Below are 26,829 nucleotides of genomic sequence, written 5' to 3' on the forward strand. Positions count from 1 at the left end.
ATCGAATGAGTGCCCGACTATACTTGAACCGCTACAATGCTGCAATGCAGCAAAAGCCGGCGTGGTTGCGACGACAGGGCGGGAATTTGGCGAGTTGGCAGGGGATATTGACAGGAGTAATCAGTGAAAATCGATCTGGATGAATATCGGCAGCGTCTGACCGACGAACTCGCGAGCGTGCACGACGATCTGATAGAGGCGAAGCAGGCAGCCGGAACCGTGGTGCTCGACCAGTCCAGCGTCGGACGACTGTCGCGCATGGATGCGATGCAGCAACAGGCGATGGCGCAGGGTATTATGACTCGCCTCGATGTGCGGCGCAGGAAGTTGCAGGCTGCATTGGCCAGGGTCCAATCAGGCGAATTCGGTCTGTGCTGTCAGTGTGGGGCCGAACTGGAGGCGGAGCGTCTGCGTCATGACCCTTCAGCCGTGTTTTGCGCCGACTGCATGGCCGAGCGCGAGGCCGCAAGCGAGGGTCAGGGCTGACCCCCGTTGTGGCGGTTCGGCGTCATGCCAATTCGAAAACCGCCATCTGCGTCGATGCCCCGAGTGCATCGTCGAACTCGCCGATGTCGGCGAACGACACGCGATAGGCGTGGCGCTGGGCCACGCCACGGCTCCAGCGCTTGAATCGTGCCCGGTCCCACTCGAAGCGGTGATCGGGGTGGCGGAACATGTCGGGGCCCAGACCGTGAATCGGGTTGTATTCGGCATTGGGCGTCGTGATCAACACCAGGCCAGGGCGGAAGCAACCGAATACGGTCGTTTCCACCCGGGACAGGCGGTTCGGGTCGACGTGCTCGATCGTTTCGAGCATCACTGCTGCATCGAAACCGGCCAGTGCCGGTTCGGGCTCGGTGAAGGAGGCGACTGACACCTCCACCCGCCCTGCCGCGGCTGCGGTCGACAGCGTCAGGCGCTGCCGTGCCTCGGCCACCGCCGGCCCGGAGACGTCGATGCCGAGGATGCGCTCGAATGCGTCGTGCTCGGCCAGCCGCAGCAGCAATTCGCCCGGGCCGCAGCCGAGATCGAGCACCGACCGTGCACCCGAGGCGAGCAGCCGCGCGGTGATGACTTCGAGACGGGTCTCGTGGAGATCGATCATGCCGGTAGCAGCGCCGATGGCGCGCCCACCGCGATCAGCGTCAGCCGATGCATCGCCCGCGTGCAGGCCACGTAGAGCAGGTTGCGTTCCATCTCGGTGCGGTAGTTCCCGGAGCTGACATCGGCGACGATGACCCGGTCGAACTCCAGGCCCTTGGCCAGATGGGCGGTGCACACGATGGCCCCGCCCGAGAGTCCCACGCTGTCGGTGTCGAGCAGGTGCGCGTCGTTGCCCGCCGCAACCAGCGCCTTGTGGAGCTTGATCGCCTGCTTCTGGGTCTTGGCGATGATGGCAAGACTCTGATGCGTCGATGTAAGCAGCGCTTCGATCTCCTGTCCGATACGCACGATCATCTGCGCGGGTTTCCTGCATACGACCACCTCGGGCGCTTGGCCATGCCGCTTCATCGCCTCCAGTTCCGGATTGGGTGAGATCGACAGCGCGAATTCCATGATCTCCCAGGTTGAGCGGTAGCTTTTGGTGAGCTTGACGCTGGTGGCCGACTGCAGGCTGTCGCGTATCGTTTCGGCGGTGGAACTGGTGTAGGGATTCACCGACTGCGACGCGTCGCCGAGGATGGTTTTTCGGCACGAGAACAGCCGGCCGAGTACCGCATATTGAACTGGGGTGTAGTCCTGCATCTCGTCTACCAGCAGGTGCTTGACGCCCTTGCGCGGGTTGGCGACGCCCTCCAGGCGCAGCTTCAGGTGGATCAGCGGAAAGACGTCGGCATACTCCAGTTTGCCGCCTGCCGGTTTGAACAGTTCTGGCTTGCCCAGCCAGTCGAACAGGCCCTGGTAGGCCTGTCTTAGCGTGACCTTGCGGACCATGTCGCGCACCGCCTCGCGCAGGGACCGACGCTCTTCGACTTCGAGGTCGTAGTGGTAGTGGTGGCCGATCTGCTGTTCGGTCGCCGAGACCACCCGCGCGATACGCTCGGTCAACGCCACGCCACGGTGCTTTTGCCACGTTTCGGCGAAAAACCAGTCCGGTACGATCTTGCGCCCGGCGCGCCATTCCGCTGGCTGGAAGGATTCCGATTCCAGATGTTCGGCGTAACGGTCGATGTCGCGCAGGAACGCGGTCGACGCCTTGACTGCGTTCCGGGCCTTGAGGTCCTGGTCGTCGTGTTCCAGCAACTGGGTGGTCTGCTCGAAGAAGGTCTGGAATCGGTACTGGTGATCGAGCAGTTCGGCCGCGAGGGTTTCCATGCCGATCTCGTTGACCTGTTCTTCGCCCAGTTCCGGCAGTACGTTGCCGATGTAGTCGGCGAATACCCGGTTGGGCGAGATGATCAGGATGTCCTCGGAGCGCAGCGTGTCCTTGAAATGGTAAAGAAGGTAAGCGATGCGGTGCAGCGCGATCGAGGTCTTGCCCGAACCGGCCACACCCTGGATGATCAGCGTGTGTGCCTCGTCGTTGCGGATGATGGCGTTCTGGTCGCGCTGTATGGTGGCGACGATGTTCTTCATCCCTTCGTCGCTGCTGGCGCGGCTCAGCTCTTCCTGCAGCACGTCATCGACGATATTCACGCCCGACTCGAGCACGAACTCGAGGTGCCCGTCCCGGATCCGGAACTGGCGCTTGCGGGTGAGCTGGCCTGCGACCTTGCCGCTGGGCGCGACATACGAAGCCGGACCGGTCTCGAAGTCGTAGAACATCGAAGCGATCGGCGCACGCCAGTCGTAGATCAATGTCTGCCGCTCGGCTTCGTCGCGAAAGTGATGCACGCCGATGTAGAACGGGGCGCCACCCGTCTCGCCCTCGCGCACGAAGTCGAAGCGGCCGAAGTAGGGCGATTGCATCAGCTTGACCAGCTTGTGTTGCTGCGCCTTCAGCACTTCGGCCGAGTCCAGCGTCTGCTCGATGGTCTGGCGCACCGCGATCTTCTCGATGTGGTCCATGTCGCGGCGCGCCTCCCACAGATACTCCTTGCGCGACTGGATCTCCCGAGCGTAGTCGTCCACACGGTCGTCGATGTCGTCCAGTGCGTGGCGAATGCGGCCAATGCAATGCGCGAGTCGCTCGCGCTCCTCGTGTTCGATGGTACTCATGCCTCAGCTCGCCTTGTGCGCCACGTAAACCGTGCAGGCCGAGTCGCTGTCAAGGTACGGATTGTGAAAACTGACCACATGGGATTCGACCGTGTCGAATACTTCGCCAAGGGAGGCGACGAAGGCCTCGTCCGGCGGATCGTTGGACCACAAGCCGAACACGCCGCCCGGAATCAGGTGTGCAGCCATTGCGTCCAACCCCTCGCGTGAATAGAAGGCGGCATGCGTCGGACTGAGCACATGCCGGGGGGAATGGTCGATATCTACCAGGATGGCGTCGAACTTAGTATTCGGCGCGTCCGGCACCAGTCCGTCGGTGGAACAGGCCAGCTTGAAGAAGTCGCCATGCACTAACCGGCAGCGCGAATCGGTGGTCAAAGTCTTGCCGAGCGGTAGCAGACCGCTCTGGTGCCACTCGATCACCGGCAACAGATAGTCGATGACGACCAGGCTGCCGACCTTGGCGTGTTCCAGCACGGTCGCTGCGGTGTAGCCGAGGCCCAGTCCGCCGACCGCGACGGTGAGATCGTCTCCCACCAGATCGGCCAGACCCAGGCGCGCCAGCGCGATTTCGCTGGCGGTGAACAGGCTGGACATCAGGAATTCGTCATTGAGCTTGATCTCATACACGATCACCCCCAGCCTGACCTCGGTGCGCCGGCGAACACTCAGGTCGCCGATCGGTGTGGTGCGATAATCCAGTTCTTCGAATTCGATCTGCACGGATTGTCCTTGTTCAAATGTGCGCTGTTCTTATGATCATCGAGTGTCCCCTGTGCGAAGCCAGCGCCCCAACCCGCTTCATGGAAGTCGAAGGGCGCCATTATTGGCGTTGCGCGCACTGCATGGCGACCTTTCTCGATCCGGCGCAGCTTCCGGACCGCGAGACGGAGCGGGCGCAGTATGCGCTGCATCAGAACGACGTCGATGATGCGCATTATCGACGATTTCTGGGGCGACTCGCCCAACCCCTGCTAGCGACAATGGCCACCCCACGATCCGGCCTCGACTACGGATGCGGTCCGGGCCCGGCGCTCGCGTCGATGATGCGTGAGGCCGGGCACGACATGGCGGTGTTCGATCCGGCCTTCTTCAACTACCCGGAAGTTCTGTTACGGTCTTACGATTTCATCACCTGCACCGAGGTGGTCGAACACTTCCACCGACCCGCCGAAGAATTCCGCAAGCTCGATCGCTTGCTTCGTCCGGGCGGCTGCCTCGCGATCATGACGAATTTCCAGACCGACGATGCCCGCTTCGCCAACTGGTATTACCGGCGCGATCCGACCCATGTGATCTTTTACCGGCGGGAGACTTTTCACCAGCTCGCGAGCATTCATGGCTGGCATTGCGTGTTTCCGGCAGACAACGTCGTGCTGCTTTACAAGCGCCCATCGTCGCACCGTCCTTCGACATGAAGTTGTAATGGCGTCGTACGGAACATAGTTTGGAGGCCGTAGTCGGTGCTTGCCTTCAGCGCACCATTGAACTTGCCCCGGGTGATTCTGGTCGATCCGGGGCGATCGCATCGGATTGGAGAGCCATGACACGATTTCGCCTCTTCCTTTTGGCGCTGGCCATTATGACGTCGGCTGGTTTGGCCCAGGCGGCCAAGTTCACGATTGCTGCCGCGTCCGACTTGCGCTTCGCGCTGGACGACGTGATCGACATTTATCGCGAAGCCCACCCGGATCATGAGATTGAAGTGATCTATGGTTCGTCGGGCAAGATGACGACGCAGATCATGAATGGCGCGCCGTACGATATCTTTTTCTCGGCCGATATCTCCTTTCCCGAGCGCCTGCGCGCCGAGGGCTTCGCGGCGACCGAGCCGGCAGTGTACGCGATTGGTCGGATCGTGATCTGGAGCAACACCTTGGACGCGTCGGCCCTCACACTTGCCGACCTGCCGACCGACACGCGCATTCGCCGCATCGCGATCGCGCAACCCTCGCATGCGCCTTACGGACTGCGCGCGCAGGAAGCGATGCAGGCGGCGGGTGTGTGGGAGGCGGTGCAAGACAGGCTGGTGTTCGGCGAGAACATTGCCCACACCGCACAGATGGTCGAGTCGGGGGCGGCCGAAGTCGGCATCATCGCGTTGTCGCTGGCCAAGTTTCCGACCCTGGCCCAACACGGGCATCATCTGATCGACGAGAATCTGCACAACCCGTTGACGCAGGGCTACATCGTCACCTCGCGTGGTGTCGACAAGCCCGGTGTGATGGATTTCGCAACCTTCATGGAAACCGACGCGGCACACGAGATCATGGAGCGCTATGGATTCGTGATGCCCAAACGCTGAATTCTGGTCTTGAGACCCATCAGTCGCCGACCGTGATCGCAGAGATCAGGGTCGGCGTAGTCAAAACGCATCCTCCAGCCGGACAACCCGCATCGTGCTCGGACTCAGCCCTCAGGACTGGCAGGCCATCGAGGTCACGTTCAGGCTCTGCCTCTATACGACCGTGATCCTGCTCGTCATCGCCACGCCGCTGGCCTGGTGGTTGTCGAGCGGACGATCCGGTTTGCGCGTCGTGGTGCAGGCGGTGGTCGCGTTGCCGCTGGTGCTGCCGCCGACGGTGCTGGGTTTTTACCTGCTGATCACGCTCGGCCCGCGCGGTTTCGTCGGGCAAACGCTGGAAAGCATCGGTCTGACCCACCTCGCCTTTTCGTTCGAGGGCATTCTGGTCGCCTCGGTGTTGTACTCGATGCCGTTCGCGGTGCAGCCCTTGAACGAGGCGTTCTCGAATCTGGGCCGTCGCCATGTCGAAGTCGCCAGCGCGCTCGGGGCCAATCTGTTCGACCGCTTCGTCACCGTGATCCTGCCGCTCACCCGGGGTGGCTTCGTCGTCGCGGCGACGCTGACCTTTGCGCACACGCTGGGCGAGTTCGGCGTCATCCTGATGCTGGGCGGCAGCATTCCGGGTGAGACCAAGGTGTTGTCGGTGCTGATCTACGATCATGCCGAGGCGATGAACTACGAGGCGGCCCACCGCCTGTCGCTGATGCTGCTGGTGTTCTCGTTCCTGACCCTGTTCGTGGTCTATGGCATCAACCGCCGTTTTCAGATCGCCAGGCCATGACGCTCAAGGTCCGTGCCAACTGGCGTCGCGACGCGTTCGAACTGGACGTGGATTTCGAACTTCCGGCCGAAGGCGTGACCGCGTTGTTCGGCCGCTCCGGCTGCGGCAAGACCAGCCTGCTGCGCGTCATCGCCGGTCTGGAACGCCTGCACGGTGCCGAGGTGTCGCTCGGCGGGCAACCGTGGCAGCAGGGCCGGCTTTTCGTGCCGCTGCATCGGCGCCGCATCGGACTGGTGTTCCAGGAGCACAGCCTGTTGCCGCATCTGTCGGTGCGGGACAACCTGCTCTACGGTTACAGGCGGACGCCGCAGGCGGAACGCCGCCTGCACCTGGCCGAAGTCGCCGCGCTGCTGGGCATAGCCGACTTGCTCGACCGCTCGATCGACCGGCTCTCCGGTGGCCAGCGCCAGCGCGTGTCGCTGGGCCGTACCCTGCTCACCAGTCCCCGCCTGCTGCTGCTCGACGAACCCCTGTCTGCCCTCGACACCCAGACCAAGCGCGAGATCATGCCCTTTCTGTCGTGCCTGGCCAGCGAGTCGGGCGTGCCGATGATCATGATCAGCCATGCACCGGACGAGGTCGAACGTCTGGCCGATCGGGTCGTGTTCATGCGCGAAGGGCGGATCGACCGGATCGAGACACTGCGTGAAGCGCTGTCCCGCCCGGACTCGCCGTTGTTCGACGACGAAGGTGCGGTATCCGTGATCGAGGGGACCATCGGCGAAGCCAATCGACACGGGCTGCGGCCATTCGGTAACGAAACCGCGAGGCTATGGCTTTCAACCTCTGCGGCGGGTGGGCAGACGCCCGACGGCGCGGTGCGCCGATTGCGCATCGTCGCGCGGGACGTCGCCCTGGCGCTCGACGACCCTTCGCGCATCAGTATCCAGAATCATCTGCGGGTCACCATCGAGCGAATCGACGCGGTCGCTTCGGGCCGGGCACTGGTCGCCTGCCGCCTGGCCGACGCGCAACTGCTGCTGGCCGAAGTCACGCCGTGGTCGGTCACCCAGCTTGGCCTTGTGCCGGGTCAGCAAGTTTTTGCGCTGATCAAGTCGGTCGCGCTGATGGATTGACCGATTGCACCAAGATGGTGCAACCAACATCAAATCCATGAGGTGGTGCGCCAGGACGGTGCATCCGGATCCAGGCCAATGCTTTTCGCAGGTGCGCGACGTCGGCCAAGTGTGGCCCTGATGGCCCGCTGCCGAGACCATTCAGGTGACTTGACAATCTGATCGATCCGGGTGCCGTAAGCCTGGCACGGCTTTCGCTAGACGAAGGGCATGACCGTCGTTACCGAACCCGTCGATCTGCGCGCAGCGAACACGCCCGATGGCGTGGCCGCCCCCGGGTGGCGTGCCGGCTTGTCGCTCGCGTTCGAGCGTCGCGGCGATCGGACGGTGCTGGCCAGCAATCGGCATTTCGGTCCGCTGCGGCTGCAGAAACCGCTTTACCCCGAGGGTGATGCGGTCTGTCACGCGATCGTGCTGCATCCGCCGGCGGGCATCGTCGGTGGTGACAGCCTGGACGTGTTGGTGACGGTGGGCCGGGGCGCGCATGCGCTGCTGACCACGCCGGGTGCGGGCAAGTGGTATCGCAGCGATGGCCGGATGGCGCAGTGGTCGCAGCGCATCGCGGTCGAGAAGGACGCGGTGTGCGAATGGCTGCCGCAGGAGAGCATCGTGTTCGATGGCGCGATCGGGCGGATGCGTACCGAGATCGCGCTCGATGCGGATGCGCGCTTCATCGGCCTCGAGATGCTGTGCCTGGGCCGGACCGGCTCGGGCGAGCGGTTCAGCCGGGGTGAATTGTCGATCGCGACCGATGTGCGCCGCGACCGGCGGCGGCTGTGGCTGGAGCAGGGTCGGATCGTCGGGGGCAGTGCGTTGCTGGACTCGGCGGTCGGGCTCGCCGGGGAGCCGGTCTGCGGCACGCTGATCGCGATCGGGCCGCAGGTGGACGAGGGCTTGCGCGACGCATGCCGCGAGGTCGCGTGCCCGGTCGGCAGTGGGGCGGTGACCCTGCTGCCGGACGGAGTGCTGGTGGCACGCTGGCTGGGCCCGGCCTGCGAACCCGGCCGGGAATGGTTCGAGCGGGCATGGGCGTGCCTTCGACCCGCGCTGACCGGCGGGCGGGCCATGATGGCCCCGCGAATCTGGCGTACCTGAATGCGCACAACGACATGCCGGTTCGACTGGGCCGGCGGGAGACGATGAATGGAACTGACACCTCGCGAGAAAGACAAGCTGCTGCTATTTACCGCCGGACTGGTCGCCGAACGGCGACGTGCCCGCGGTGTGAAATTGAACTACCCGGAAGCGGTGGCGCTGATCAGCTGCGCGATCCTGGAAGGCGCGCGTGACGGGCGCTCGGTCGCGGACCTGATGAGCGAGGGTACGACCATCCTGACCCGCGACGAGGTCATGGAAGGTGTGCCCGAGATGATTCCCGAGATCCAGGTCGAGGCGACCTTTCCGGACGGCACCAAGCTGGTGACCGTGCACAACCCGATCATCTGAGGAGCTTGCCGAACATGATTCCCGGAGAAATCGACACGCTCGATGGCGACATCGAGCTCAACGCCGGCCGCGAGACCGTCACGCTGAAAGTGACCAATACCGGCGACCGTCCGGTGCAGGTCGGCTCGCACTACCACTTCGCCGAGACCAACACCGCGCTCGACTTCGATCGCACCGCGGCGCGGGGCTTCCGGCTCGACATCGCGGCCGGCACTGCGGTGCGCTTCGAGCCCGGGCAGAGTCGCACCGTGCAGCTGGTCGCGCTGGCCGGGGAGCGCAAGGTCTATGGATTCCATGGCGACGTGATGGGGGCCCTTTGAAATGAGTACCAGGATTTCCCGCCGCGCCTACGCGGAGATGTTCGGCCCCACCACCGGCGACCGGGTGCGCCTGGCCGACACCGAGCTGTGGATAGAGGTCGAGAAGGACTTCACCGTCTATGGCGACGAGGTCAAGTTCGGTGGCGGCAAGGTCCTCCGCGATGGCATGGGCCAGAGCCAGCGCGTGTCGGCCGACGTCGTCGACACCGTCATCACCAATGCGCTGATCGTCGACCACTGGGGCATCGTGAAGGCCGACGTCGGCATCAAAGACGGTCGCATATGGGGTGTCGGCAAGGCGGGCAACCCCGACGTCCAGTCCGGCGTGACGATTCCGGTGGGCGCCGGCACCGAGGCGATCGCAGGTGAAGGCATGATCCTGACCGCGGGCGGCATCGACGCGCACATCCACTGGATCTGCCCGCAGCAGATCGAGGAAGCGCTGATGAGCGGCATCACCACCATGCTCGGTGGTGGTACCGGTCCGGCCACCGGCACGCTGGCCACCACCTGCACGCCTGGGCCCTGGCATATCCACCGCATGCTGGAGGCGGCCGATGCGTTTCCGATGAACCTCGGTTTCTTCGGCAAGGGCAACGTGTCGCTACCGGATCCGGCGCGCGAACAGGTGGAGGCCGGCGCGATCGGGCTGAAACTGCACGAGGACTGGGGCACGACGCCGGCCGCGATCGACAACTGCCTCTCCGTGGCCGAGGAATACGACGTGCAGGTCGCGATCCATACCGATACGCTGAACGAATCCGGCTTCGTCGAGACGACGATTGCCGCGTTCAAGGATCGCACCATCCATACCTTCCATACTGAGGGCGCGGGCGGCGGCCATGCACCGGACATCATCAAGGCGATCGGTCGGCCCAACGTGATCCCGTCCTCGACCAACCCGACCCGGCCCTACACCGTCAACACCATCGACGAGCATCTGGACATGTTGATGGTGTGCCACCATCTGGATCCGGCGATTGCCGAGGACGTCGCGTTCGCCGAATCCCGTATCCGCCGCGAGACGATCGCGGCCGAGGACATCCTGCACGACACTGGTGCGTTCTCGATCATGGCGTCCGACTCGCAGGCGATGGGCCGGGTCGGCGAGGTGATCACCCGTACCTGGCAGACCGCGCACAAGATGAAGGTGCAGCGCGGGTGGCTGGCGCCTCCGGAGCCTGCCCTCACCCCCAGCCCCGGGGCCACCCTCACCCGCAGCCCCGGGACCACCCTCTCCCCCAGCCCCGGGGCCACCCTCTCCCCCAGCCCCGGGGCCACCCTCTCCCCCAGCCCCGGGGCCACCCTCACCCCCAGCCCCTCTCCCGGGGCGGGAGAGGGGAGCGTCGTGTCGCCTGCGGTGCAGGCGAGTGAGAGGAATGACAATTTCCGGGTCAAGCGCTACATCGCCAAATACACGATCAACCCGGCCATCTGCCACGGCATCTCGCATGTGGTCGGGTCGATCGAGGTCGGCAAGCTCGCCGATCTGGTGCTGTGGAAACCGTCCTTCTTCGGGGTGAAACCCAGCCTGATCATCAAGAGCGGCGCGATCGCGGCGGCGGCGATGGGCGACCCGAACGCGTCGATCTCGACGCCGCAGCCGGTGCATTACCGGCCGATGTTCGGCAGTTTCGGCAAGGCGCTGAAGACTTCGGTCACCTTCGTGTCGCAGACCGCGCTCGCGAATCCTGCGGTCGCGGCGCTCAGCCTGATGAAGCCGCTCGAAGCGGTCAAGGGCTGCCGCAGCGTGAAGAAGTCCGACATGATTCACAACGGTGCGACGCCGGTGATCGACGTCGATCCCGAGACCTACGTGGTACGGGCCGATGGCGAACTGCTGGTGTGCGAGCCGGCCGACGTGCTGCCGATGGCGCAGCGTTACTTTCTGTTCTGAGCACGCGATGCAACTCATTCACCCCAGCCGGGCCGAGTGCCCGCCCGTTCGCGAGGTCGCGATGCTGCTGATCGAATCTCTGTACGACGGTGGCGAACCCGCCACCGAGTGGCTCGAACTCGATTTCAATCGCCGTACGAAAAGCCGCTTGCGCGCCCGGATGCCCTCCGGCCGGGAGGTAGGGCTGTTCCTGCCGCGCGGCTCGATCCTGCGCGGCGGCCAGAAACTGCTTGCCAAGGACGGCCGCATCGTCGAGATCGTGGCCGCGCCGGAGGACCTGCTCGAGGTCCGCTGCTCCGACAGCCTCGAGCTCGCCCGCGCGGCCTATCACCTCGGTAACCGCCATGTCGCGGTCGAGATCGGCGACGGCTGGCTGCGCATACAGGCCGATCACGTGCTGGAAGGGATGTTGATCGGGCTCGGCGCTGACGTCCGACCGGTCAGTGCGCCGTTCGAACCGGAGGCGGGGGCCTATGCGCCGGGCCATCAGCATCCGGGTGAGGGATCCAGCGCGGCGCGGATCCATATGATGAGTCCAGCCTGAGGGTGCGATCCCGATGCTGCCATTGATACGCCTGCTGCAACTGGCCAGTCCGGCTCTGCCGGTCGGTGCCTATACCTACTCGCAGGGGTTGGAGTGGGCGGTCGAGTCGGGCGCGATCCGCGGCGAGGCTGGCACCTTGGCTTGGATAGGCGACGCGCTGCAATGGAACGTCGCGCGCTTCGAGGCCCCCTTGCTGGCGGCGCAGATGAGGGCCTGGCGCGACGGTGACGACGACGCTGTGGTCGAGTTCGACCGCATCTTCGTGGCCAGCCGCGAGACCAGCGAGCTGCGCGCCGAAACGTTACAGATGGGGCACTCGCTGGTGCGCCTGCTGCGCGACCTGGATGCGTTCGAATGCCTGCCCGGGTGGCGCGAGCGGCTGACGCGACTGGACGAGCCCGCGTTTCCGACCGCGTGGTCGGCCGCCGCCGCGGCCTGGCGCATACCGGCGGACCAGGGCCTCGCCGCTTATCTGTGGGCCTGGCTCGAAAATCAGGTGATGGCGGCGGTAAAGGCGGTCCCGCTCGGCCAGAGCGCGGGCCAGCGCATGCTGGCCGAACTGGGTGCGCGAGTGCCGGCGCTGGTGGAAGAGGCACTGGTGTTGCCCCGCTCCGACTGGAACAACTTTACGCTGGGACTGGCGATCGCGAGCGCCCGGCATGAAACCCAATACACGAGACTGTTCAGATCATGACGACACATTCCCAACCGCTGCGGGTCGGCATAGGCGGCCCGGTCGGCTCCGGCAAGACCGCATTGACGCTGGCACTGTGCCTCGCGCTGCGCGACAAGTACGACATCGCGGTGGTCACCAACGACATCTACACCGCCGAGGATGCCCAGTTTCTGGTGCGCAACGAGGCGCTCGCGGCCGACCGCATCATCGGTGTCGAGACCGGCGGCTGTCCGCACACCGCGATCCGCGAGGACGCGTCGATCAACCTCGAGGCGGTGGACCGGCTCAACCGGCGCTTCCCGGGGCTGGACATCATCTTCGTGGAGTCCGGCGGCGACAATCTCGCAGCGACCTTTTCACCGGAACTGTCGGACCTCACTATCTACGTGATCGACGTGTCGGCGGGCGATAAGATCCCGCGCAAGGGCGGGCCGGGCATCACCCGCAGCGACCTGCTCGTGATCAACAAGATCGACCTCGCGCCGCTGGTCGGCGCGTCGCTCGAGGTCATGGATCGCGACGCGCGCAAGATGCGCAGCGAACGGCCTTTCGTGTTCTCCAACCAGAAAACCGGGCAGGGCCTGGACGACATCATCGCCTTCATCGAGACCCAGGGTCTGCTGCACTGACCCGCACTTCACAAGGACAAGATCATGAAACTGCTCAAACCGTGCGTCGCGCTGCCACTGGCCCTGTCCGCCGCCTCGGCATTCGCGCATCCGGGCCACGACTCGGCCAGCGGGCTGTCGATACTTCTCGCACACCTGTTCGATGGAAAGGATCACCCGCTGGCGATGCTGGCCAGCGCCGGGCTGCTTGGCCTCGCGGTCATCGCGACGCGGCGCAGACTGCGCGGCGCCGGCCGTTGATCAGTCGGCCAGTTCTACCCTGAGCTGGCCATCTTCTATGCGGAGGTCGCGAACGCCGTCGCCGAACGAGCTCCAGAAGCCTCCGCCGCCGCTCTGCAGACCGACCAGGTCCCGGCCCTTGAGGCCACCCAGCCACGCCGACGGCAAGGGCACGCCCATCACGCTCACGCCATCGATGACGACGACCGGTCGTCCCTGCTCGTGCCTCAGTCGCAAGCCGGTCGCGACCCGCACCGTCTGCCCTGCCATCACCGGCAGGTCGTGCGGCAGCGTGATCAGCATCGTCGCCGACAGCAGATCGTCCGACAGGTGCAATGCCAGCCGGTCGGCCAGATCCGGGTTGCGCGCGATCATCGCGTTGAGCTCACGCTGGCTGAAATGGATGACCCGGTCTTCCGGGCGTTCGCGGTAGCGTTCCGGGCGCAGCGGGCCGTCACCCGGCTCCGGGTCGGCCGGCGCGATGCCGGGTTCGTCGGTTCGGGCCAACGCGTCCAGCTTGTGCTCCAGCGTGAGCCGTTCGGTGGTGCTCAACGTCACCGGCTGGAAAGGCTTCGGAAACAACCAGGTGCGCGCGACGAAAAGCGTGACCAGCACGCTCGCAGCGACCGCGAACAGTAGCAGGGCCGAGACCGCGAAGCAGCCGATGCGGCGGGGCGCGGGGGAGGGGGTGTCGGGGGTGTCGGTCATGCCGGGTTTATCGTCCAAGCGACGTTTTCGGTCAAGCGTGCAGGCGTGAGACATTCTAATGCCGCGTCGCCGGCGCTGCGCGAGCATGCGCCATCCGGCTCCAGCGACTGCCTCCGGGCGTGCCGTGTGCGACAGTGCCGTGTGCGACAATGAACGCATCTTGAATGCATGCGTGCCCCTGGAGGTTTTCGCCCTTGGCTGGACCGATCCGTTCCTTTCTCGGCTCCTTGTTGCGCAGCGGGCTGGATCTGCTTCCGCTCGTTGCGGTGATCGGGTTCTTCCAGCTTGTCGTGTTGCGCCAGCCGATGCCGGATTTCGGGGACTTCCTGCTCGGCGGGCTGCTGGTGGTGGTGGGCCTGACGCTCTTCGTCTATGGGCTGGAGATGAGTCTGTTTCCGGTCGGCGAGAGCATCGCGAACGCGTTTGCGAGCCGGGGCAGCCTGCCGTTGCTGATCGCGTTCGCGTTCGCGCTCGGGTTCGCGACGACGATCGCCGAACCGGCGTTGATCGCAGTCGCGGGTGAGGCGGGTCGAATGGCGGCGCAGACCGGTGTCGTGGACGATACGGCCGATGCGGTTGCCGCCTATGCGCTGGGTCTGCGTCTGACCGTCGCGTTCGCGGTCGGGACCGCGGTCGTGATCGGCGTCATGCGCATCGTACGGGGCTGGCCGATCCATCACCTGATCATCAGCGGTTACCTGATCGTGGTCGTGATGACCGCTTTCGCACCGGCAGAGGTCGTCGGTATCGCGTTCGACTCGGGCGGAGTGACCACCTCGACGATCACGGTGCCACTCGTGACGGCGCTGGGCGTGGGGCTGGCCTCGTCGATCCGGGGGCGCAATCCGATGCTGGACGGTTTCGGGATCATCGCTTTCGCATCGCTGACGCCGATGATCTTCGTGATGGGTTACGGGATTCTGACCGCATGAACTGGATCCACGCGCTATTCGATACGCTGGGTTCCACGCTGACTGACGTGCTACCGATCGCGCTGGTTCTGTTCGTGTTCCAGTTCGTGATCCTGCGACGTCGCATTTCGAACGCACGACGGGCGGCGGTTGGCGCGGTTTTCGTGGTGCTCGGACTGACGCTGTTTCTGGTCGGGCTCGAGCGCGCGCTGTTTCCGATCGGCCGTCTGATGGCGGGGCAACTGACAGCACCGGATTTCCTGCGGGGCGCAGATGCGGTCGAAGCGTCGTCGCTTGTGTGGAGCGATTACCACTGGGTGTTGATCTTCGCCTTCGCGATCGGGTTCGCGACGACGCTGGCCGAACCGGCGCTGATCGCGGTCGCTATGAAGGCGAGCGACATCTCGGTCGGTGCGATCGATGCGACCACGCTGCGCGTCGCGGTCGCGCTCGGCGTGGCCACCGGCATCGCGATCGGGGCGTTCCGGATCATCACCGGCGCACCGATCCAGTGGTTCATCGTCGCCGCCTATGCCCTCGTCGTGATCCAGACCTGGCGCGCACCGCGCTGGATCGTGCCGCTGGCGTTCGACTCGGGCGGTGTCGCCACCTCCACGGTGACGGTGCCGATCATCGCTGCGCTGGGCCTGGGGCTGGCCGAGGCCGTGCCTGGCCGCGACCCGTTGATCGATGGGTTCGGCCTGATCGCGTTCGCGTGCCTGTTTCCGATCGTGACCGTCATGGGGTATGCGCAGATCGCGGCGTACTTCGCCAGCCGACGCGAATCCTGAGCTGGACCCGTCCTGGGCGCAGCTCGCTCGCCTTTTCAGGCGTACAGGTGTCGCCGCGAGCGCCTTGATTGCGATTCATTCGCAGTTTGACACCGGTCAACATACCCACGGCGTCGAAGGTGTTTAATGCACTGCAATAAACACAGAGTCTTCATTTCATCCGATGCCACAGATGTCGGTTTCACGTCGCAGCTTCCTGAGAGGCAGGTTCCGGGCCTCGGAGGGTGCGCTACGCCCGCCCTGGGCGAAGGCGGCCGGTGAATTCGAACAGTGCTGCACGCGCTGTGGAGACTGCACCGAGGCCTGTCCGACGGGGATCATCAAGTCGGGCGAGGGCGCTTACCCGATCGTCGATTTCGGCGCCGGTGAATGCACGTTTTGTGGTGATTGTGTGACGGTCTGCGAGCCCGGTGCGCTGCGGCGGGTCGAGGGACAGGGGCCGTGGGCACTGAAGCTCTCGATCGCCGAAAGCTGTCTTGCACGGCAAGGCGTCGAATGCCGGGTATGCGGGGAATGCTGCGGGGCCTCGGTGATCCGGTTTCGCCCAAGGCTGGGTGGCGTGTCCGAGCCGGAACCGGACGTGGCGCGTTGCACCGGATGCGGCGCTTGTGTTGCACCCTGCCCGGTCGGGGCGATAGCGATGGAGATGCATCAATGAAGATTGCAAGTCTGGTGTTGAGAGCGAAATCTGAAAGCTTTCCCGAATTGAAGGACGCGTTGCGCACGATTCCCGGTGTCGAACTGCACGGAGAATCGGCCGAAACCGGGCGTCTGATCGTGACGGTCGAGGATGGCGAAGGCTATTCCATGACCGATTCCATCCTCGCGGTCAATCTGAACAGGCATGTGCTGAGCCTCACGCTCGCATACGAATATACCGACGAAGGTCTCGAATTACAGGAGGCATGAAATGAGCATGAATCGACGTGACTTCATCAAGACGAACGCGGTGGCGGCGGCCGCTGCGACGGCGGGAATCGGCATTCCGGTGGTCGCGCAGGCCCAGCAGGCCGGCGCGACGGGCACGCGGGTGCGCTGGGACAAGGCGGCCTGTCGCTTCTGCGGCGTCGGTTGCTCGGTGCTGGTCGGCGTGCAGGACAACCGTGTGGTCGCGACCCAGGGTGATCCGGATTCGCCGGTCAATCGCGGCCTGAACTGCATCAAGGGCTATTTCCTGTCGAAGATCATGTACGGGGCGGACCGCCTGACCCAGCCGATGCTGCGCATGCGTGGCGGTCAGTACGCGAAGGACGGCGAATTCACGCCGATCTCGTGGGATCAGGCCTTCGACATCATGGCCGAGAAATGGAAGGCCGCGCTGAAGGAGCACGGTCCGCGTTCGGTCGGCATGTTCGGCTCCGGCCAGTGGACGGTGTGGGAGGGCTATGCCGCGGCGAAGCTGCACAAGGCCGGCTTCCGCACCAACAACATCGACCCGAACGCACGCCACTGTATGGCGTCCGCGGTGGCGGGCTTCATGCGCACCTTCGGCATGGACGAGCCGATGGGCTGCTACGACGACATCGAGAATGCGGACGTGTTCGTGCTGTGGGGCAGCAACATGGCCGAGATGCATCCGATCCTGTGGAGCCGCATCACCGACCGTCGCCTGACCCATCCCGCTTGCGAAGTCCATGTGCTGTCGACCTTCGAGCACCGGTCCTATGAACTGGCCGACAACCCGATGATCTTCCATCCGCATACCGACCTGGCGATGCTGAACTACATCTGCCATCACATCATCTCGACCGGTCGGGTCAATGAGGATTTCGTCAGCAAGCACGTCAGGTTCAAGCGCGGCGAGGCCGACATCGGTTTCGGCCTGCGCCCGAACCATCCGCTCGAGCAGGCCGCGACGAACAACGGCTATCCCGGCGCGGACGGCCAACGGAAGGGCAATCCGGGCAAGTCCGAGGACATGACCTTCGAGGAGTTCGCCGAGTACGTGTCCGAGTACACGCTCGAGAAGGTGTCCAAACTTTCGGGAGTGCCGGAATCCAACCTGCGCCGCATGGCCGAAGTCTATGCCGATCCGAACAGAAAGGTCACGTCCTTCTGGACCATGGGCTTCAACCAGCACACCCGCGGTACCTGGGTGAACAACATGATCTACAACGTTCACCTGCTGGTGGGCAAGATCTCCGAACCGGGCAACAGCCCGTTCTCGCTGACCGGCCAGCCTTCCGCCTGCGGCACCGCGCGCGAGGTCGGCACCTTTGCCCATCGCCTGCCGGCGGACATGGTCGTGACCAATCCCAAGCACCGCGAATATGCGGAGAACGTGTGGCAATTGCCGGAAGGCACGATTCCGGACTGGGTCGGCCTGCACGCAGTCGCTCAGAGCCGCGCGCTGAAGGACGGCGTGCTGAAGTGTTACTGGACGTCAACCACGAACAACATGCAGGCCGGTCCAAACATCAACGAGGAGGTCTATCCCGGCTGGCGCAACCCTGAAGCTTTCGTCGTCGTATCGGATGTCTATCCGACCGTCTCCGCGCTGTCGGCCGACCTGATCCTGCCGTGTGCGATGTGGACCGAGAAGGAAGGCGCTTTCGGCAACGCCGAGCGGCGCGGGCAGTTCTGGCGCCAGCAGGTCAAGGCACCCGGCCAGGCCAAGAGCGACCTGTGGCAGTACATCGAGTTCTCGAAGCGCTTCAAGGTCGATGAGGTCTGGCCGGAGGAACTGCTTGCGAAGAAACCCGAGTTCCGCGGCAAGACGCTGTACGACATCCTGTTCGCGAACGGCGAGGTCGACAAGTACCCGCTGTCCGAGGTCGCCACCGTCAATGCGCATGCCTGGGAAGGCTACATGAACGACGAGTCCCAGGAACTCGGCTACTACCTGCAGAAGGGCCTGTACGAGGAATATGCGCGCTTTGGCCGCGGCAAGGCCCATGACCTCGCGTACTTCGACGATTATCACAAGGCACGCGGTTTCCGCTGGCCGGTCGTCGATCGCAAGGAGACGCTGTGGCGCTACAAGGAAGGCTTCGACCCGTACGTGAAGGCTGGCGAGGACTGGAACTTCTACGGCAACCCGGACGGCAAGGCGATCATCTTCGCGCTGCCCTACCAGGATCCGCATGACAAGCCGGATGCCGAATACGACATGTGGTTGTGCACCGGTCGGGTGCTGGAGCACTGGCATACCGGATCGATGACACGGCGCGTTACCGAATTGCATCGCTCGGTGCCGGAAGCCCAGATCTTCATGCACCCGGAGGATGCGCAGAAACGCGGACTGCAGCGCGGCATGGCGGTGAAGGTCGTGTCCAAGCGCGGCGAGATGGTGGCCCAACTCGAGACCCGTGGCCGCAACAAGCCGCCCAAGGGGCTGATCTTCATCCCGTTCTTCGACGAGGGGCGGCTGGTGAACAAGCTCATCGAGGATGCGACCTGCCCGATTTCGAAGGAAACCGACTTCAAGAAGTGCCCGGTGAAGGTCATGCGCGCTTGAGCGCGGCGCGACCCGTCCCGGTTCCGGTTCGGAGCGTCTGCCCCCGGAAACGGGGCAGGCGGCCGGGGCCGGACAGGTCGGGGGTGCGAAGACCAAGCATGACAACCCGTGATTCCACCGGCCGGTGGGGTCAGGATGAACGGAAATGAACGACACGACCAAAAAGCAGCTGACCAGGCAGGGGACGCCGTCCCGTCGTCGATTCCTGAAGGAATCGGCCGGGGTCGCGGGTGGCGCCTGTCTGCTGGCGGTCGGTGTCGGACTGTACACGCGGCAGGCTTCGGCGTTGCCGTCTACCGCCTTGCGCCCGCCAGGCGCCCTCGAGGAGCCGGCGTTTCTCGGCGCCTGCGTGCGCTGCGGTCTGTGCGTGCGTGACTGCCCCTACGACACGCTGAAGCTCGCCGAACTCGGCGACGGCGTCGCCACCGGCACACCCTACTTCGAGGCGCGCAAGGTTCCATGTGAGATGTGTGACGACATCCCGTGTGTGGTCGCATGTCCGACCGGTGCGCTCGATCGGGCGCTGACCGACATCGAGGACGCACGGATGGGTCTGGCGGTGCTGATCGACCAGGAGACCTGCCTGAACTTCCTCGGCCTGCGCTGCGACGTCTGCTACCGGGTGTGCCCGGTCATCGACCAGGCGATCACGCTGGAGCGCATGCACAACCCGCGTTCCGACCGGCACGCGCTGTTTCTGCCCACCGTGCATTCCGATCACTGCACCGGTTGCGGAAAGTGCGAACAGGCCTGCGTGCTGCCGGGCGAGGCCGCGATCAAGGTGTTGCCGATCCAGCTGGCGCAGGGCTCCCGCGCCGAACACTACCTGCGGGGCTGGGAAGAGCGCGAGGCGGCAGGCGGCTCGCTGATCGGTGACCAGATCGAACTGCCGGTGCGCGGCATGGAGGGGCAGGCCTATGGAGACACGCGCCTGCGACCCGGCACGGCGCCGGGCGAGCCGCCCACGGGGCCCGGGGCTGCGCCGGGCGGGCTGGAATCGGGGTGGCGGCCATGAGTGCGCATTCACCCACGCCTGCGACGACGCCGGGCGGCGTCCCCGAAAGCAGCGTGCGCGGGGCCGCGATGCGCGGCACGATCGCGCGGCCCGGCCTGGAGGCGCGCCAGACCAAGGGCTGGCTGCGTGCGCACAAATGGCTGCTGCTGAGGCGCGCGTCGCAACTGGGCATCCTCGCGTTGTTCCTGATCGGACCATGGTTCGGCATCTGGATCGTCAAGGGCAACCTGTCGTCCAGCCTGACGCTGGGCGTGCTGCCGCTGACCGACCCGTTCGTGCTGGCACAGTCGTTCGCCGCTGGCGTCGTTCCGTACAAGGAGGCCCTGCTCGGCGGCGGCATCGTGCTGGCTTTCTACCTGATCCTCGGAGGTCGCCTGTTCTGCTCCTGGGTCTGCCCGGTCAACATGGTCACCGATGCGGCGGCGTGGCTGCGGCGCAGGCTCGGACTGAAGGGTGGCAAGGCGCCCGATGCGCGTACACGCTACTGGTTGCTGGCCTTCGTGTTGGTGATCGCGTTCGGGACCGGTTCGCTGGCCTGGGAGTGGGTCAATCCGGTGTCGATGTTCCACCGCGGACTGATCTTCGGCTTCGGCCTCGCATGGGGCATCGTCGGCGGCGTGTTCCTGTACGACCTGCTGATCGCGAGTCGCGGCTGGTGCGGACATGTGTGTCCGGTGGGGGCCTTCTACGGCCTGCTCGGCAAAAGTGCGCTGCTGCGCGTGAGCGCGGACAAGCGCCGCGCATGCAACGATTGCATGGACTGCTTCGCGGTCTGTCCCGAGCCCCAGGTGATTCGTCCGGCGCTGAAGGCGGCCGGACAGGACCACCCCGTCATTCTCGATCAGGATTGCACGACCTGCGGCCGCTGCGTCGATGTATGCGGCAAGGATGTATTTCGTATTACGACCCGATTTGATAGGAGCGAGTCATGAACAGGAAGACCCGTAATCTCGTTTTTGCGCTGGTCGCGGCGCTGGGCATCGGCGCAATGGCAGTGCCGCAGGCGATCGGCCAGACCGTCTCCAGCGTGCGTGGCGCCGATGTCGCCGACCGGGAACTCACGCCGGGCATGTATAGGATGCTGCCGGACGGGCCTCCGATTCCGCGCGACTACGTGCAGCAGCCGCCGATGGTGCCGCACAAGGTCGATGGTTACGAGGTGTCGATGAACTTCAACAAGTGCATGGACTGCCATTCGTGGACGCGTTACCGCGCGGCCGGCGCGACCAAGGTCAGTCTGACGCACTTCAGGGACCGCGATGCGAACGAACTGTCCAACATCTCGCCGCGCCGCTACTTCTGCCTGCAGTGCCATGTGCCGATGACCGATGCCAGACCCTTGGTCGAAAACACCTTCCAGCCCGCCACCGGTGTTCGCTGAGCCGAAGCCATGACGAGATGGACTAACGGGGAACGACATGACTGAAGTGAACAAGAAGAGTTTGTGGCAGCGGATGCGCTCGATGGGATGGCTCGGCATTGTCGTGCTGTTCGCCGCCGGCGTGATCTTCTGGGGCGGCTTCAACTGGGCGGTCGAGGCGACCAACACCGAGAAGTTCTGCCTGTCCTGCCACGAGATGGAGAATCACGTCTTTCAGGAGTATCGGCACTCGATTCACTATCAGAACCGAACCGGCGTTCGGGCGGTTTGCTCCGACTGCCATGTGCCCAAGGAGTGGGGGCCCAAGATGGTGCGCAAGGTCCAGGCCAGCCGTGAGCTGTATGGGAAGGTCATGGGTACGATCAACACGCCCGAGAAGTTCGAGGCCAAGCGTCTGGAACTGGCTGAACGTGAATGGCGCCGCATGAAGGCCAACGACTCGCGCGAGTGTCGCAATTGCCACGGCTTCGAATACTTCGACTACTCGGTGCAGGGCCGTCGCTCCAACCAGGCGCATCAGACAGGCCTGCAACAGGGGCTGACCTGCATCGACTGCCACAAGGGTATCGCGCACTCCCTGCCACCGATCCAGCAGGACATCGGGATCGGGGTCGATGGTGCGATCCCGATCGAGATGTTCCGTCCGTTGCCGAACTGATCGCGGACAACTCGAACGGTCGACGGGGCGAACCCCGTTCGACCGGTCGGGCAGGCGCGCTGCAGCCGTCCCCGCGAGGGGACATTTTTTCGGCCGGCCCACCGGCGTGCCGCCCAAAGAAAGGCCGTGTGTGGTTTAATTGCGCCCGATGCTCGAAGCCAACAACCTCGCCTGCCTGAAGGGTGACCGCCTGCTGTTCCGTGGATTGTCCCAGCGCATGGCATCCGGGGATATGCTGCGCGTCGCCGGGCCGAACGGCGTGGGCAAGACCAGCCTGCTTCGTATCCTGTGCGGGTTGTCGATGCCGGAATTTGGCAGCGTGCTGTGGAAGGGCCGGGACACGCGGCGCGACCGCGAACATTTCCATCGGGAACTGCTTTATCTGGGCCACTCGGCAGCGCAAAACGACTTGTTGACGCCGCTCGAGAACCTGCGTTTCGCGTGCAGTGCAGGCGGTGATGCCGCGCGCGAGGCGGACTGCGTCACCGCGCTCGAACGAATCGGCCTGGGCGCGCAGATCGACCTGCCGGCAAGGGTATTGTCGCAGGGGCAGCGCAGGCGCGTCGGCCTGGCGCGCCTGTTCCTGTCGGCCGCGCGCCCGCTGTGGGTGCTGGACGAACCGTTCACCGCGCTCGACGTGGCCGCGGTCGCGGATCTCGCCGCGACGCTGTCCGCGCATTGCGACGCAGGCGGCGTGGTGATCCTGACCACGCACCAGGACGCGCCGTTCGCGAAGCCGCCGGCCGTGCTCGATCTTGCCGAGGTGGCCTGTTGAACAGTCTGCTCGGGCCGTTCCTGGCGGTGATGCGCCGAGATCTGATGCTCGCGTGGCGCGGTCGTGCGGACGTGCTGGTCACGCTCGCATTCTTTGTCGTCGTGGTCTGTCTGTTCCCGTTCGGGGTCGGACCGGAGACCAATCAATTGCGGACGATCGCGCCGGGCGTGCTGTGGGTCGCCGCACTGCTGTCCACGCTGCTGTCGCTGCATCGCCTGTTCGCCCAGGACCATAGCGACGGAACCATCGAGCAGTTGTTGTTGTCTCCTGAGCCGACGTCGTTGTGGGTGACGGCGAAGGTGCTCTCCCACTGGATCGTCACCGGTTTGCCGCTGGTACTCGCGGCGCCCGGCCTTGCCTTGCTGTTTGACGTGGAGCAAGGCGCTCTGGGCGTCCTTATATTATCCTTGGCTCTGGGTACGCCGATTCTTGCGTTGCTCGGTGCGGTGGGCGCAGCCCTGACGCTGGGTTTGCGGGGTGGCGGCGTGCTGCTGGCGTTGCTGGTGCTGCCCTTGTTCGTTCCGGTGCTCATTTTTGGTGCCGGCGCGGTCGATGCCCATCTGGGTGGAACGGGCGCGGATGCCCATCTGTTGTTGCTTGCGGGCGGATTGCTCGGAGCATTGGCACTGGCGCCGTTCGCATGTGCGGCTGCCCTCAGGATTGCAGTTGAATGATGACCAATACCATCGAGAAGGCAGAACGCGGACGCAGCCTCCTCCGCTTTGCGTCGCCGCAGGTCTTCTATCCGCTTGCCGGACGGCTCGCGCCCTGGTTCGCATGGGTCGCCGCGGCGCTGACTGCGGTCGGTCTGTGGATAAGTTTCTTCGTCGCACCCACCGATTTCCAGCAGGGCGAGGTGTACCGCGTGATCTTCATCCACGTGCCGGCCGCCTGGATGTCGATGTTCATCTATCTGGTGATGGCATTCTGGTCGGCGGTCGGTCTGGTGATGAATACGCGACTGTCGTTCATGATGTCGCAGGCATTGGCGCCGACCGGCGCGATGTTCTGTTTCGTCGCATTGTGGACCGGTGCGCTGTGGGGCAAGCCGACCTGGGGCACCTACTGGGTATGGGACGCCCGCCTGACTTCGCAGTTGCTGCTGCTGTTCCTGTACCTCGGTTTCATCGCGCTGACCCGTGCGATCGACGATTCGCGCCGCGCCGATCGGGCTGGCGCGATCATCGCGCTGGTCGGCGCGATCAACGTCCCGATCATCTATTTCTCGGTGCAATGGTGGAACACGCTGCATCAGGGGGCGTCGGTCAGTCTGACTCGGGCACCGTCAATGGCAACGACGATGCTTGCCGGGATGCTGATCATGGCCCTGGCGGCGTGGGCCTACACGTTTGCGGTGGCCTTCTGGCGGGTGCGTTCCCTGATCCTGGAGCGTGAACGCCACACCGACTGGGTGGGCGCCGAACTCGAGGTGCAGGGAGGGCGTTCGTGATGCAGTGGGAGTCTTGGAGTGCCTTCTGGGATATGGGTGGCGCGGCCCCGTTCGTTTGGGGCAGCTATTTGGTGACTGCAGTGCTGATCGCGGTGGAACTTGTATTGGTGTTGCAGCGTCGAAAGGAGACTGTGCGCCGTCTGTTGAAGCTGCGCCGTGCGGCTCCGCAGGCGAATGGCGCCAGGCGCATGACTGAGGAGATGGTGTGATGAAACCCCGTAGCAAGAGACTTGTCCTGTTGGGCAGTGCGGTTGCCCTGCTGGTCGGCGCAGTCGCGCTGGTACTGTCCGCCTTCCAGCAGAATCTGGTCTTCTTTCACACGCCCACCGAGGTCGCCGAAGGCAAGGCGCCGGTCGAGCGGGCCTTCCGTGTCGGGGGACTCGTCGAGGAAGGTTCGATCGCCCGGGCCGAGGATGGGTACACGGTGCGCTTTGCGATCACCGATACGGCGCAGGTCATTCCGGTCACCTATCGCGGCACGCTGCCGGCGATGTTCCAGGAAGGCAAGGGTGCGGTCGTACAGGGCAAGCTCGATGCGAACGGCCTTTTCGTCGCATCCGAAGTGCTCGCCAAGCATGACGAGAACTACATGCCGGTCGAGGCGCAGTACGCGGTCGACAAGGCTGCCCAGGCCAACCAGACGGTGCAGTACTGATGGTCGCCGAACTCGGTCATTTCGCGCTGATCCTGGCGCTCGTGCTGGCGCTGGTGCAGGCCATCGTGCCGATGATCGGCGCCCATCGCAACCGGATCGCGCTGATGTCGGTGGGCCGACCGGCGGCACAGGGGCAACTGGTGTTCCTGGTCATTTCGTTCGGATGTCTGACTTACGCCTTCATCACCAGCGATTTCTCGGTGCGGCTGGCCGCCGCCAACTCGCACTCGGCCACGCCGCTGATCTACAAGATCACCGGCGTATGGGGTAACCACGAGGGCTCGCTGCTGCTGTGGGCGACTGCGCTGTCCCTGTGGACGGTGGCGGTGACCGTGTTCAGCCGCAACCTGCCGGAGGCCTTCTTGGCGCGCGTGCTCGGCGTGCTCGGCTGGATCAGCGCCGGCTTCATCTCGTTCACGCTGTTCACGTCCAACCCGTTCGAGCGCCTGCTCCCGGCAGTGGCGGAAGGGCGTGATCTGAATCCGTTGCTGCAGGATCCGGGCATGATCATACATCCGCCGTTGCTCTACATGGGCTATGTCGGATTCTCGGTTGCGTTCGCGTTTGCGATCGCCGCACTACTCACCGGTCGACTCGATGCCGCGTGGGCGCGCTGGTCGCGCCCGTGGACGACGGTGGCCTGGGTGTTCCTCACCGCAGGTATCGCAGTGGGCTCCGGATGGGCGTATTACGAGCTCGGCTGGGGGGGCTGGTGGTTCTGGGATCCGGTCGAGAACGCGTCCTTCATGCCCTGGCTGCTCGGCACTGCTCTGATCCATTCGCTGGCAGTCACCGAAAAGCGCGGCGCGTTCCGCAGCTGGACGATCCTGCTAGCGATCGGTGCCTTCTCGCTGTCGCTGCTCGGTACCTTCCTGGTGCGCTCCGGCGTGATCACGTCGGTCCATGCGTTTGCGGTCGATCCGGCACGCGGCCTTTACATTCTCGCGCTGCTGGTGCTCGTGATCGGCATTTCGCTGGTCCTGTTCGCATGGCGTGCGCCCCGGCTGGCCGGTGGCGGAAGCTTCGATCTGGTGTCGCGCGACTCCGGCCTGCTGGCGAACAATGTGCTGCTGGCGGTGGTCACCGCTGCGGTCCTGCTCGGCACGCTCTATCCCTTGTTCCTGGACGCGCTGAATCTCGGCAAGATATCGGTCGGACCGCCGTATTTCGAGGCTGTTTTCGTGCCGCTGATGGCGCCGGCGGTGATCCTGATGGTGATCGCGCCCTTCATCCGCTGGAAGCGCGACGTGCTGTCGCGCGTGCTGCGCAAGCTTGCCCCGGCGATGATCGCGAGCGTGGTGCTGGCCGTGGTGGTGGCCTATGCGATCGACCATGTCACGGTGCGCACCTTGCTGGGCCTGGGTCTGGCGGCGTGGGTGCTGCTCGGCAGCGCGCAGTTGCTGTGGTCGCGTCTTGCGGAGCGTCCGGGCGCCGCGATCGCTGCGCGCCTGCGCGGCATCACCACCGCATGGTGGGGCATGTGGCTCGCCCACCTCGGCGTCGGCATCTTCATCATCGGTGTTACGATGATCGGCAGCCTCGAGTCCCATGTGGACGTGCGCATGCGCGACGGGCAGACAGTCCAGCTGGGCAAGTACACCTTCGTCCTCCGCGGCGTGGATACCGTGCAGGGTTCCAACTACGAGGCTGCGCGCGCGCAGATGGACGTTTATCGCGGTGATCGTCTGCTGACCCACATGACGCCCGAGAAGCGTGCCTATGTCGCCAGCGCGATGCCGATGACGCAGGTGTCCCTGCACATCGGGCCGTTCCGTGATCTGTACGTTTCGCTCGGTGACCAGCTGGACAGCGACACCTGGCTGGTCAATGTCTATATCAAGCCGTTTATCAGCTGGATCTGGGCGGGCTGCATCCTGATGGGGCTCGGGGGCATCTTCGCCGCGTCCGATCGCCGCTATCGCAGGCTGGCCGAGCGCAGTGCGCCGGCCGGCGCTGCACGACAGGTGGGTTGAACA

32 protein-coding genes are annotated in these 26,829 nt (G+C 64.7%); 28 read left to right on the top strand and 4 right to left on the bottom strand.

The window, feature by feature from the left end:
• Positions 1–123: 123 nt before the first annotated feature.
• A complete protein-coding gene (locus ACKVEX_RS00560) occupies positions 124–486 on the top strand; it encodes a TraR/DksA family transcriptional regulator (protein ID WP_473213725.1) in 363 nt (120 codons plus the stop codon).
• A gap of 22 nt (positions 487–508) precedes the next feature.
• Here ACKVEX_RS00560 and ACKVEX_RS00565 read toward each other — a convergent pair whose 3' ends face one another.
• Genes ACKVEX_RS00565 through ACKVEX_RS00575 form a run of 3 tightly spaced genes read right to left on the bottom strand, consistent with a single transcriptional unit; the run spans position 509 to position 3,882 of the window.
• A complete protein-coding gene (locus ACKVEX_RS00565; RefSeq protein ID WP_473213726.1) occupies positions 509–1,105 on the bottom strand; it encodes a methyltransferase domain-containing protein in 597 nt (198 codons plus the stop codon).
• Positions 1,102–3,159: a HelD family protein gene (locus ACKVEX_RS00570; protein ID WP_473213727.1), complete on the bottom strand. Its 2,058-nt coding sequence runs from the start codon at positions 3,157–3,159 to the stop codon at positions 1,102–1,104. The genes ACKVEX_RS00565 and ACKVEX_RS00570 overlap by 4 nt, the downstream gene beginning before the upstream one ends.
• A 3-nt stretch (positions 3,160–3,162) precedes the next feature.
• Entirely contained in the window at positions 3,163–3,882 is a 720-nt protein-coding gene (locus ACKVEX_RS00575; protein ID WP_473213728.1) for a polyamine aminopropyltransferase, read from the bottom strand.
• 17 nt (positions 3,883–3,899) lie between these two features.
• Here ACKVEX_RS00575 and ACKVEX_RS00580 point away from each other — a divergent pair, with 17 nt between their 5' ends.
• From ACKVEX_RS00580 to ACKVEX_RS00635, 12 genes are all read left to right on the top strand, one after another.
• The gene (locus tag ACKVEX_RS00580; RefSeq protein ID WP_473213729.1) at positions 3,900–4,577 is read left to right on the top strand and encodes a class I SAM-dependent methyltransferase; all 678 of its coding nucleotides are present in this window, start codon (positions 3,900–3,902) and stop codon (positions 4,575–4,577) included.
• A gap of 125 nt (positions 4,578–4,702) precedes the next feature.
• Entirely contained in the window at positions 4,703–5,464 is a 762-nt protein-coding gene (modA, locus tag ACKVEX_RS00585) for a molybdate ABC transporter substrate-binding protein (RefSeq protein ID WP_473213730.1), read from the top strand.
• Positions 5,465–5,558: 94 nt separating this feature from the next.
• A complete protein-coding gene (gene modB, locus ACKVEX_RS00590) occupies positions 5,559–6,245 on the top strand; it encodes a molybdate ABC transporter permease subunit (RefSeq protein ID WP_473213731.1) in 687 nt (228 codons plus the stop codon).
• On the top strand, positions 6,242–7,321 hold the full coding sequence (gene modC, locus ACKVEX_RS00595) for a molybdenum ABC transporter ATP-binding protein (RefSeq protein ID WP_473213732.1): 1,080 nt from the start codon (positions 6,242–6,244) through the stop codon (positions 7,319–7,321). Before modB ends, modC begins: the two co-directional genes overlap by 4 nt.
• A 210-nt stretch (positions 7,322–7,531) precedes the next feature.
• Entirely contained in the window at positions 7,532–8,416 is an 885-nt protein-coding gene (locus tag ACKVEX_RS00600) for an urease accessory protein UreD (protein ID WP_473213733.1), read from the top strand.
• A gap of 48 nt (positions 8,417–8,464) precedes the next feature.
• Entirely contained in the window at positions 8,465–8,767 is a 303-nt protein-coding gene (gene ureA, locus ACKVEX_RS00605) for an urease subunit gamma (protein WP_473213734.1), read from the top strand.
• Between the two features lie 14 nt (positions 8,768–8,781).
• The gene (locus ACKVEX_RS00610) at positions 8,782–9,087 is read left to right on the top strand and encodes an urease subunit beta (RefSeq protein WP_473213735.1); all 306 of its coding nucleotides are present in this window, start codon (positions 8,782–8,784) and stop codon (positions 9,085–9,087) included.
• A gap of 1 nt (position 9,088) precedes the next feature.
• Positions 9,089–10,984, top strand: coding sequence for an urease subunit alpha (gene ureC, locus ACKVEX_RS00615; protein WP_473213736.1), 1,896 nt, complete (start codon positions 9,089–9,091; stop codon positions 10,982–10,984).
• A gap of 7 nt (positions 10,985–10,991) precedes the next feature.
• Complete coding sequence (ureE, locus tag ACKVEX_RS00620; RefSeq protein ID WP_473213737.1) at positions 10,992–11,528, top strand: urease accessory protein UreE; 537 nt, start codon at positions 10,992–10,994, stop codon at positions 11,526–11,528.
• A gap of 13 nt (positions 11,529–11,541) precedes the next feature.
• On the top strand, positions 11,542–12,222 hold the full coding sequence (locus ACKVEX_RS00625; RefSeq protein ID WP_473213738.1) for an urease accessory protein UreF: 681 nt from the start codon (positions 11,542–11,544) through the stop codon (positions 12,220–12,222).
• A complete protein-coding gene (gene ureG / locus ACKVEX_RS00630; RefSeq protein WP_473213739.1) occupies positions 12,219–12,833 on the top strand; it encodes an urease accessory protein UreG in 615 nt (204 codons plus the stop codon). Before ACKVEX_RS00625 ends, ureG begins: the two co-directional genes overlap by 4 nt.
• 24 nt (positions 12,834–12,857) lie before the next feature.
• Positions 12,858–13,073, top strand: a complete 216-nt coding sequence (locus ACKVEX_RS00635) for a HupE/UreJ family protein (RefSeq protein WP_473213740.1) — start codon at positions 12,858–12,860, stop codon at positions 13,071–13,073.
• On the opposite strand, the gene ACKVEX_RS00640 is transcribed toward ACKVEX_RS00635, so the two are convergent.
• The gene (locus ACKVEX_RS00640) at positions 13,074–13,760 is read right to left on the bottom strand and encodes a hypothetical protein (RefSeq protein WP_473213741.1); all 687 of its coding nucleotides are present in this window, start codon (positions 13,758–13,760) and stop codon (positions 13,074–13,076) included. It lies immediately after the preceding gene.
• A 194-nt stretch (positions 13,761–13,954) separates the two neighbouring features.
• Here ACKVEX_RS00640 and ACKVEX_RS00645 point away from each other — a divergent pair, with 194 nt between their 5' ends.
• From ACKVEX_RS00645 to ACKVEX_RS00715, 15 genes are all read left to right on the top strand, one after another.
• Complete coding sequence (locus ACKVEX_RS00645) at positions 13,955–14,692, top strand: DUF1538 family protein (protein ID WP_473213742.1); 738 nt, start codon at positions 13,955–13,957, stop codon at positions 14,690–14,692.
• The gene (locus ACKVEX_RS00650) at positions 14,689–15,462 is read left to right on the top strand and encodes a DUF1538 domain-containing protein (RefSeq protein ID WP_473213743.1); all 774 of its coding nucleotides are present in this window, start codon (positions 14,689–14,691) and stop codon (positions 15,460–15,462) included. Before ACKVEX_RS00645 ends, ACKVEX_RS00650 begins: the two co-directional genes overlap by 4 nt.
• Before the next feature lie 172 nt (positions 15,463–15,634).
• The gene (gene napF, locus ACKVEX_RS00655) at positions 15,635–16,120 is read left to right on the top strand and encodes a ferredoxin-type protein NapF (RefSeq protein WP_473213744.1); all 486 of its coding nucleotides are present in this window, start codon (positions 15,635–15,637) and stop codon (positions 16,118–16,120) included.
• Positions 16,117–16,371: a chaperone NapD gene (locus tag ACKVEX_RS00660; RefSeq protein WP_473213745.1), complete on the top strand. Its 255-nt coding sequence runs from the start codon at positions 16,117–16,119 to the stop codon at positions 16,369–16,371. Before napF ends, ACKVEX_RS00660 begins: the two co-directional genes overlap by 4 nt.
• A gap of 1 nt (position 16,372) precedes the next feature.
• Positions 16,373–18,919 carry a nitrate reductase catalytic subunit NapA gene (gene napA / locus ACKVEX_RS00665; protein ID WP_473213746.1) on the top strand — a complete coding sequence of 849 codons (2,547 nt, stop codon included), beginning with the start codon at positions 16,373–16,375 and terminating at the stop codon, positions 18,917–18,919.
• Positions 18,920–19,064: 145 nt separating this feature from the next.
• Complete coding sequence (gene napG, locus ACKVEX_RS00670) at positions 19,065–19,934, top strand: ferredoxin-type protein NapG (RefSeq protein WP_473213747.1); 870 nt, start codon at positions 19,065–19,067, stop codon at positions 19,932–19,934.
• The gene (gene napH / locus ACKVEX_RS00675; protein ID WP_473213748.1) at positions 19,931–20,866 is read left to right on the top strand and encodes a quinol dehydrogenase ferredoxin subunit NapH; all 936 of its coding nucleotides are present in this window, start codon (positions 19,931–19,933) and stop codon (positions 20,864–20,866) included. The genes napG and napH overlap by 4 nt, the downstream gene beginning before the upstream one ends.
• Positions 20,863–21,315: a nitrate reductase cytochrome c-type subunit gene (locus tag ACKVEX_RS00680; protein ID WP_473213749.1), complete on the top strand. Its 453-nt coding sequence runs from the start codon at positions 20,863–20,865 to the stop codon at positions 21,313–21,315. The genes napH and ACKVEX_RS00680 overlap by 4 nt, the downstream gene beginning before the upstream one ends.
• Before the next feature lie 37 nt (positions 21,316–21,352).
• Complete coding sequence (locus ACKVEX_RS00685) at positions 21,353–21,973, top strand: NapC/NirT family cytochrome c (protein WP_473213750.1); 621 nt, start codon at positions 21,353–21,355, stop codon at positions 21,971–21,973.
• 148 nt (positions 21,974–22,121) lie between these two features.
• The gene (gene ccmA / locus ACKVEX_RS00690; RefSeq protein WP_473213751.1) at positions 22,122–22,748 is read left to right on the top strand and encodes a cytochrome c biogenesis heme-transporting ATPase CcmA; all 627 of its coding nucleotides are present in this window, start codon (positions 22,122–22,124) and stop codon (positions 22,746–22,748) included.
• Between the two features lie 5 nt (positions 22,749–22,753).
• On the top strand, positions 22,754–23,422 hold the full coding sequence (gene ccmB / locus ACKVEX_RS00695; protein WP_473214268.1) for a heme exporter protein CcmB: 669 nt from the start codon (positions 22,754–22,756) through the stop codon (positions 23,420–23,422).
• Positions 23,423–23,433: 11 nt separating this feature from the next.
• Positions 23,434–24,198 (top strand): heme ABC transporter permease CcmC, encoded by a 765-nt coding sequence (gene ccmC / locus ACKVEX_RS00700; protein WP_473214269.1) that lies wholly within the window; start codon positions 23,434–23,436, stop codon positions 24,196–24,198.
• Positions 24,198–24,407, top strand: coding sequence for a heme exporter protein CcmD (gene ccmD, locus ACKVEX_RS00705; protein ID WP_473213752.1), 210 nt, complete (start codon positions 24,198–24,200; stop codon positions 24,405–24,407). The genes ccmC and ccmD overlap by 1 nt, the downstream gene beginning before the upstream one ends.
• Positions 24,407–24,853: a cytochrome c maturation protein CcmE gene (gene ccmE, locus ACKVEX_RS00710; protein ID WP_473213753.1), complete on the top strand. Its 447-nt coding sequence runs from the start codon at positions 24,407–24,409 to the stop codon at positions 24,851–24,853. The genes ccmD and ccmE overlap by 1 nt, the downstream gene beginning before the upstream one ends.
• Entirely contained in the window at positions 24,853–26,826 is a 1,974-nt protein-coding gene (locus ACKVEX_RS00715; RefSeq protein ID WP_473213754.1) for a heme lyase CcmF/NrfE family subunit, read from the top strand. Before ccmE ends, ACKVEX_RS00715 begins: the two co-directional genes overlap by 1 nt.
• The last annotated feature ends 3 nt before the right edge of the window (positions 26,827–26,829 follow it).

This window comes from Denitraticella aggregata, from assembly GCF_048158365.1.
Lineage (GTDB): Bacteria > Pseudomonadota > Gammaproteobacteria > Burkholderiales > Rhodocyclaceae > Azoarcus_F.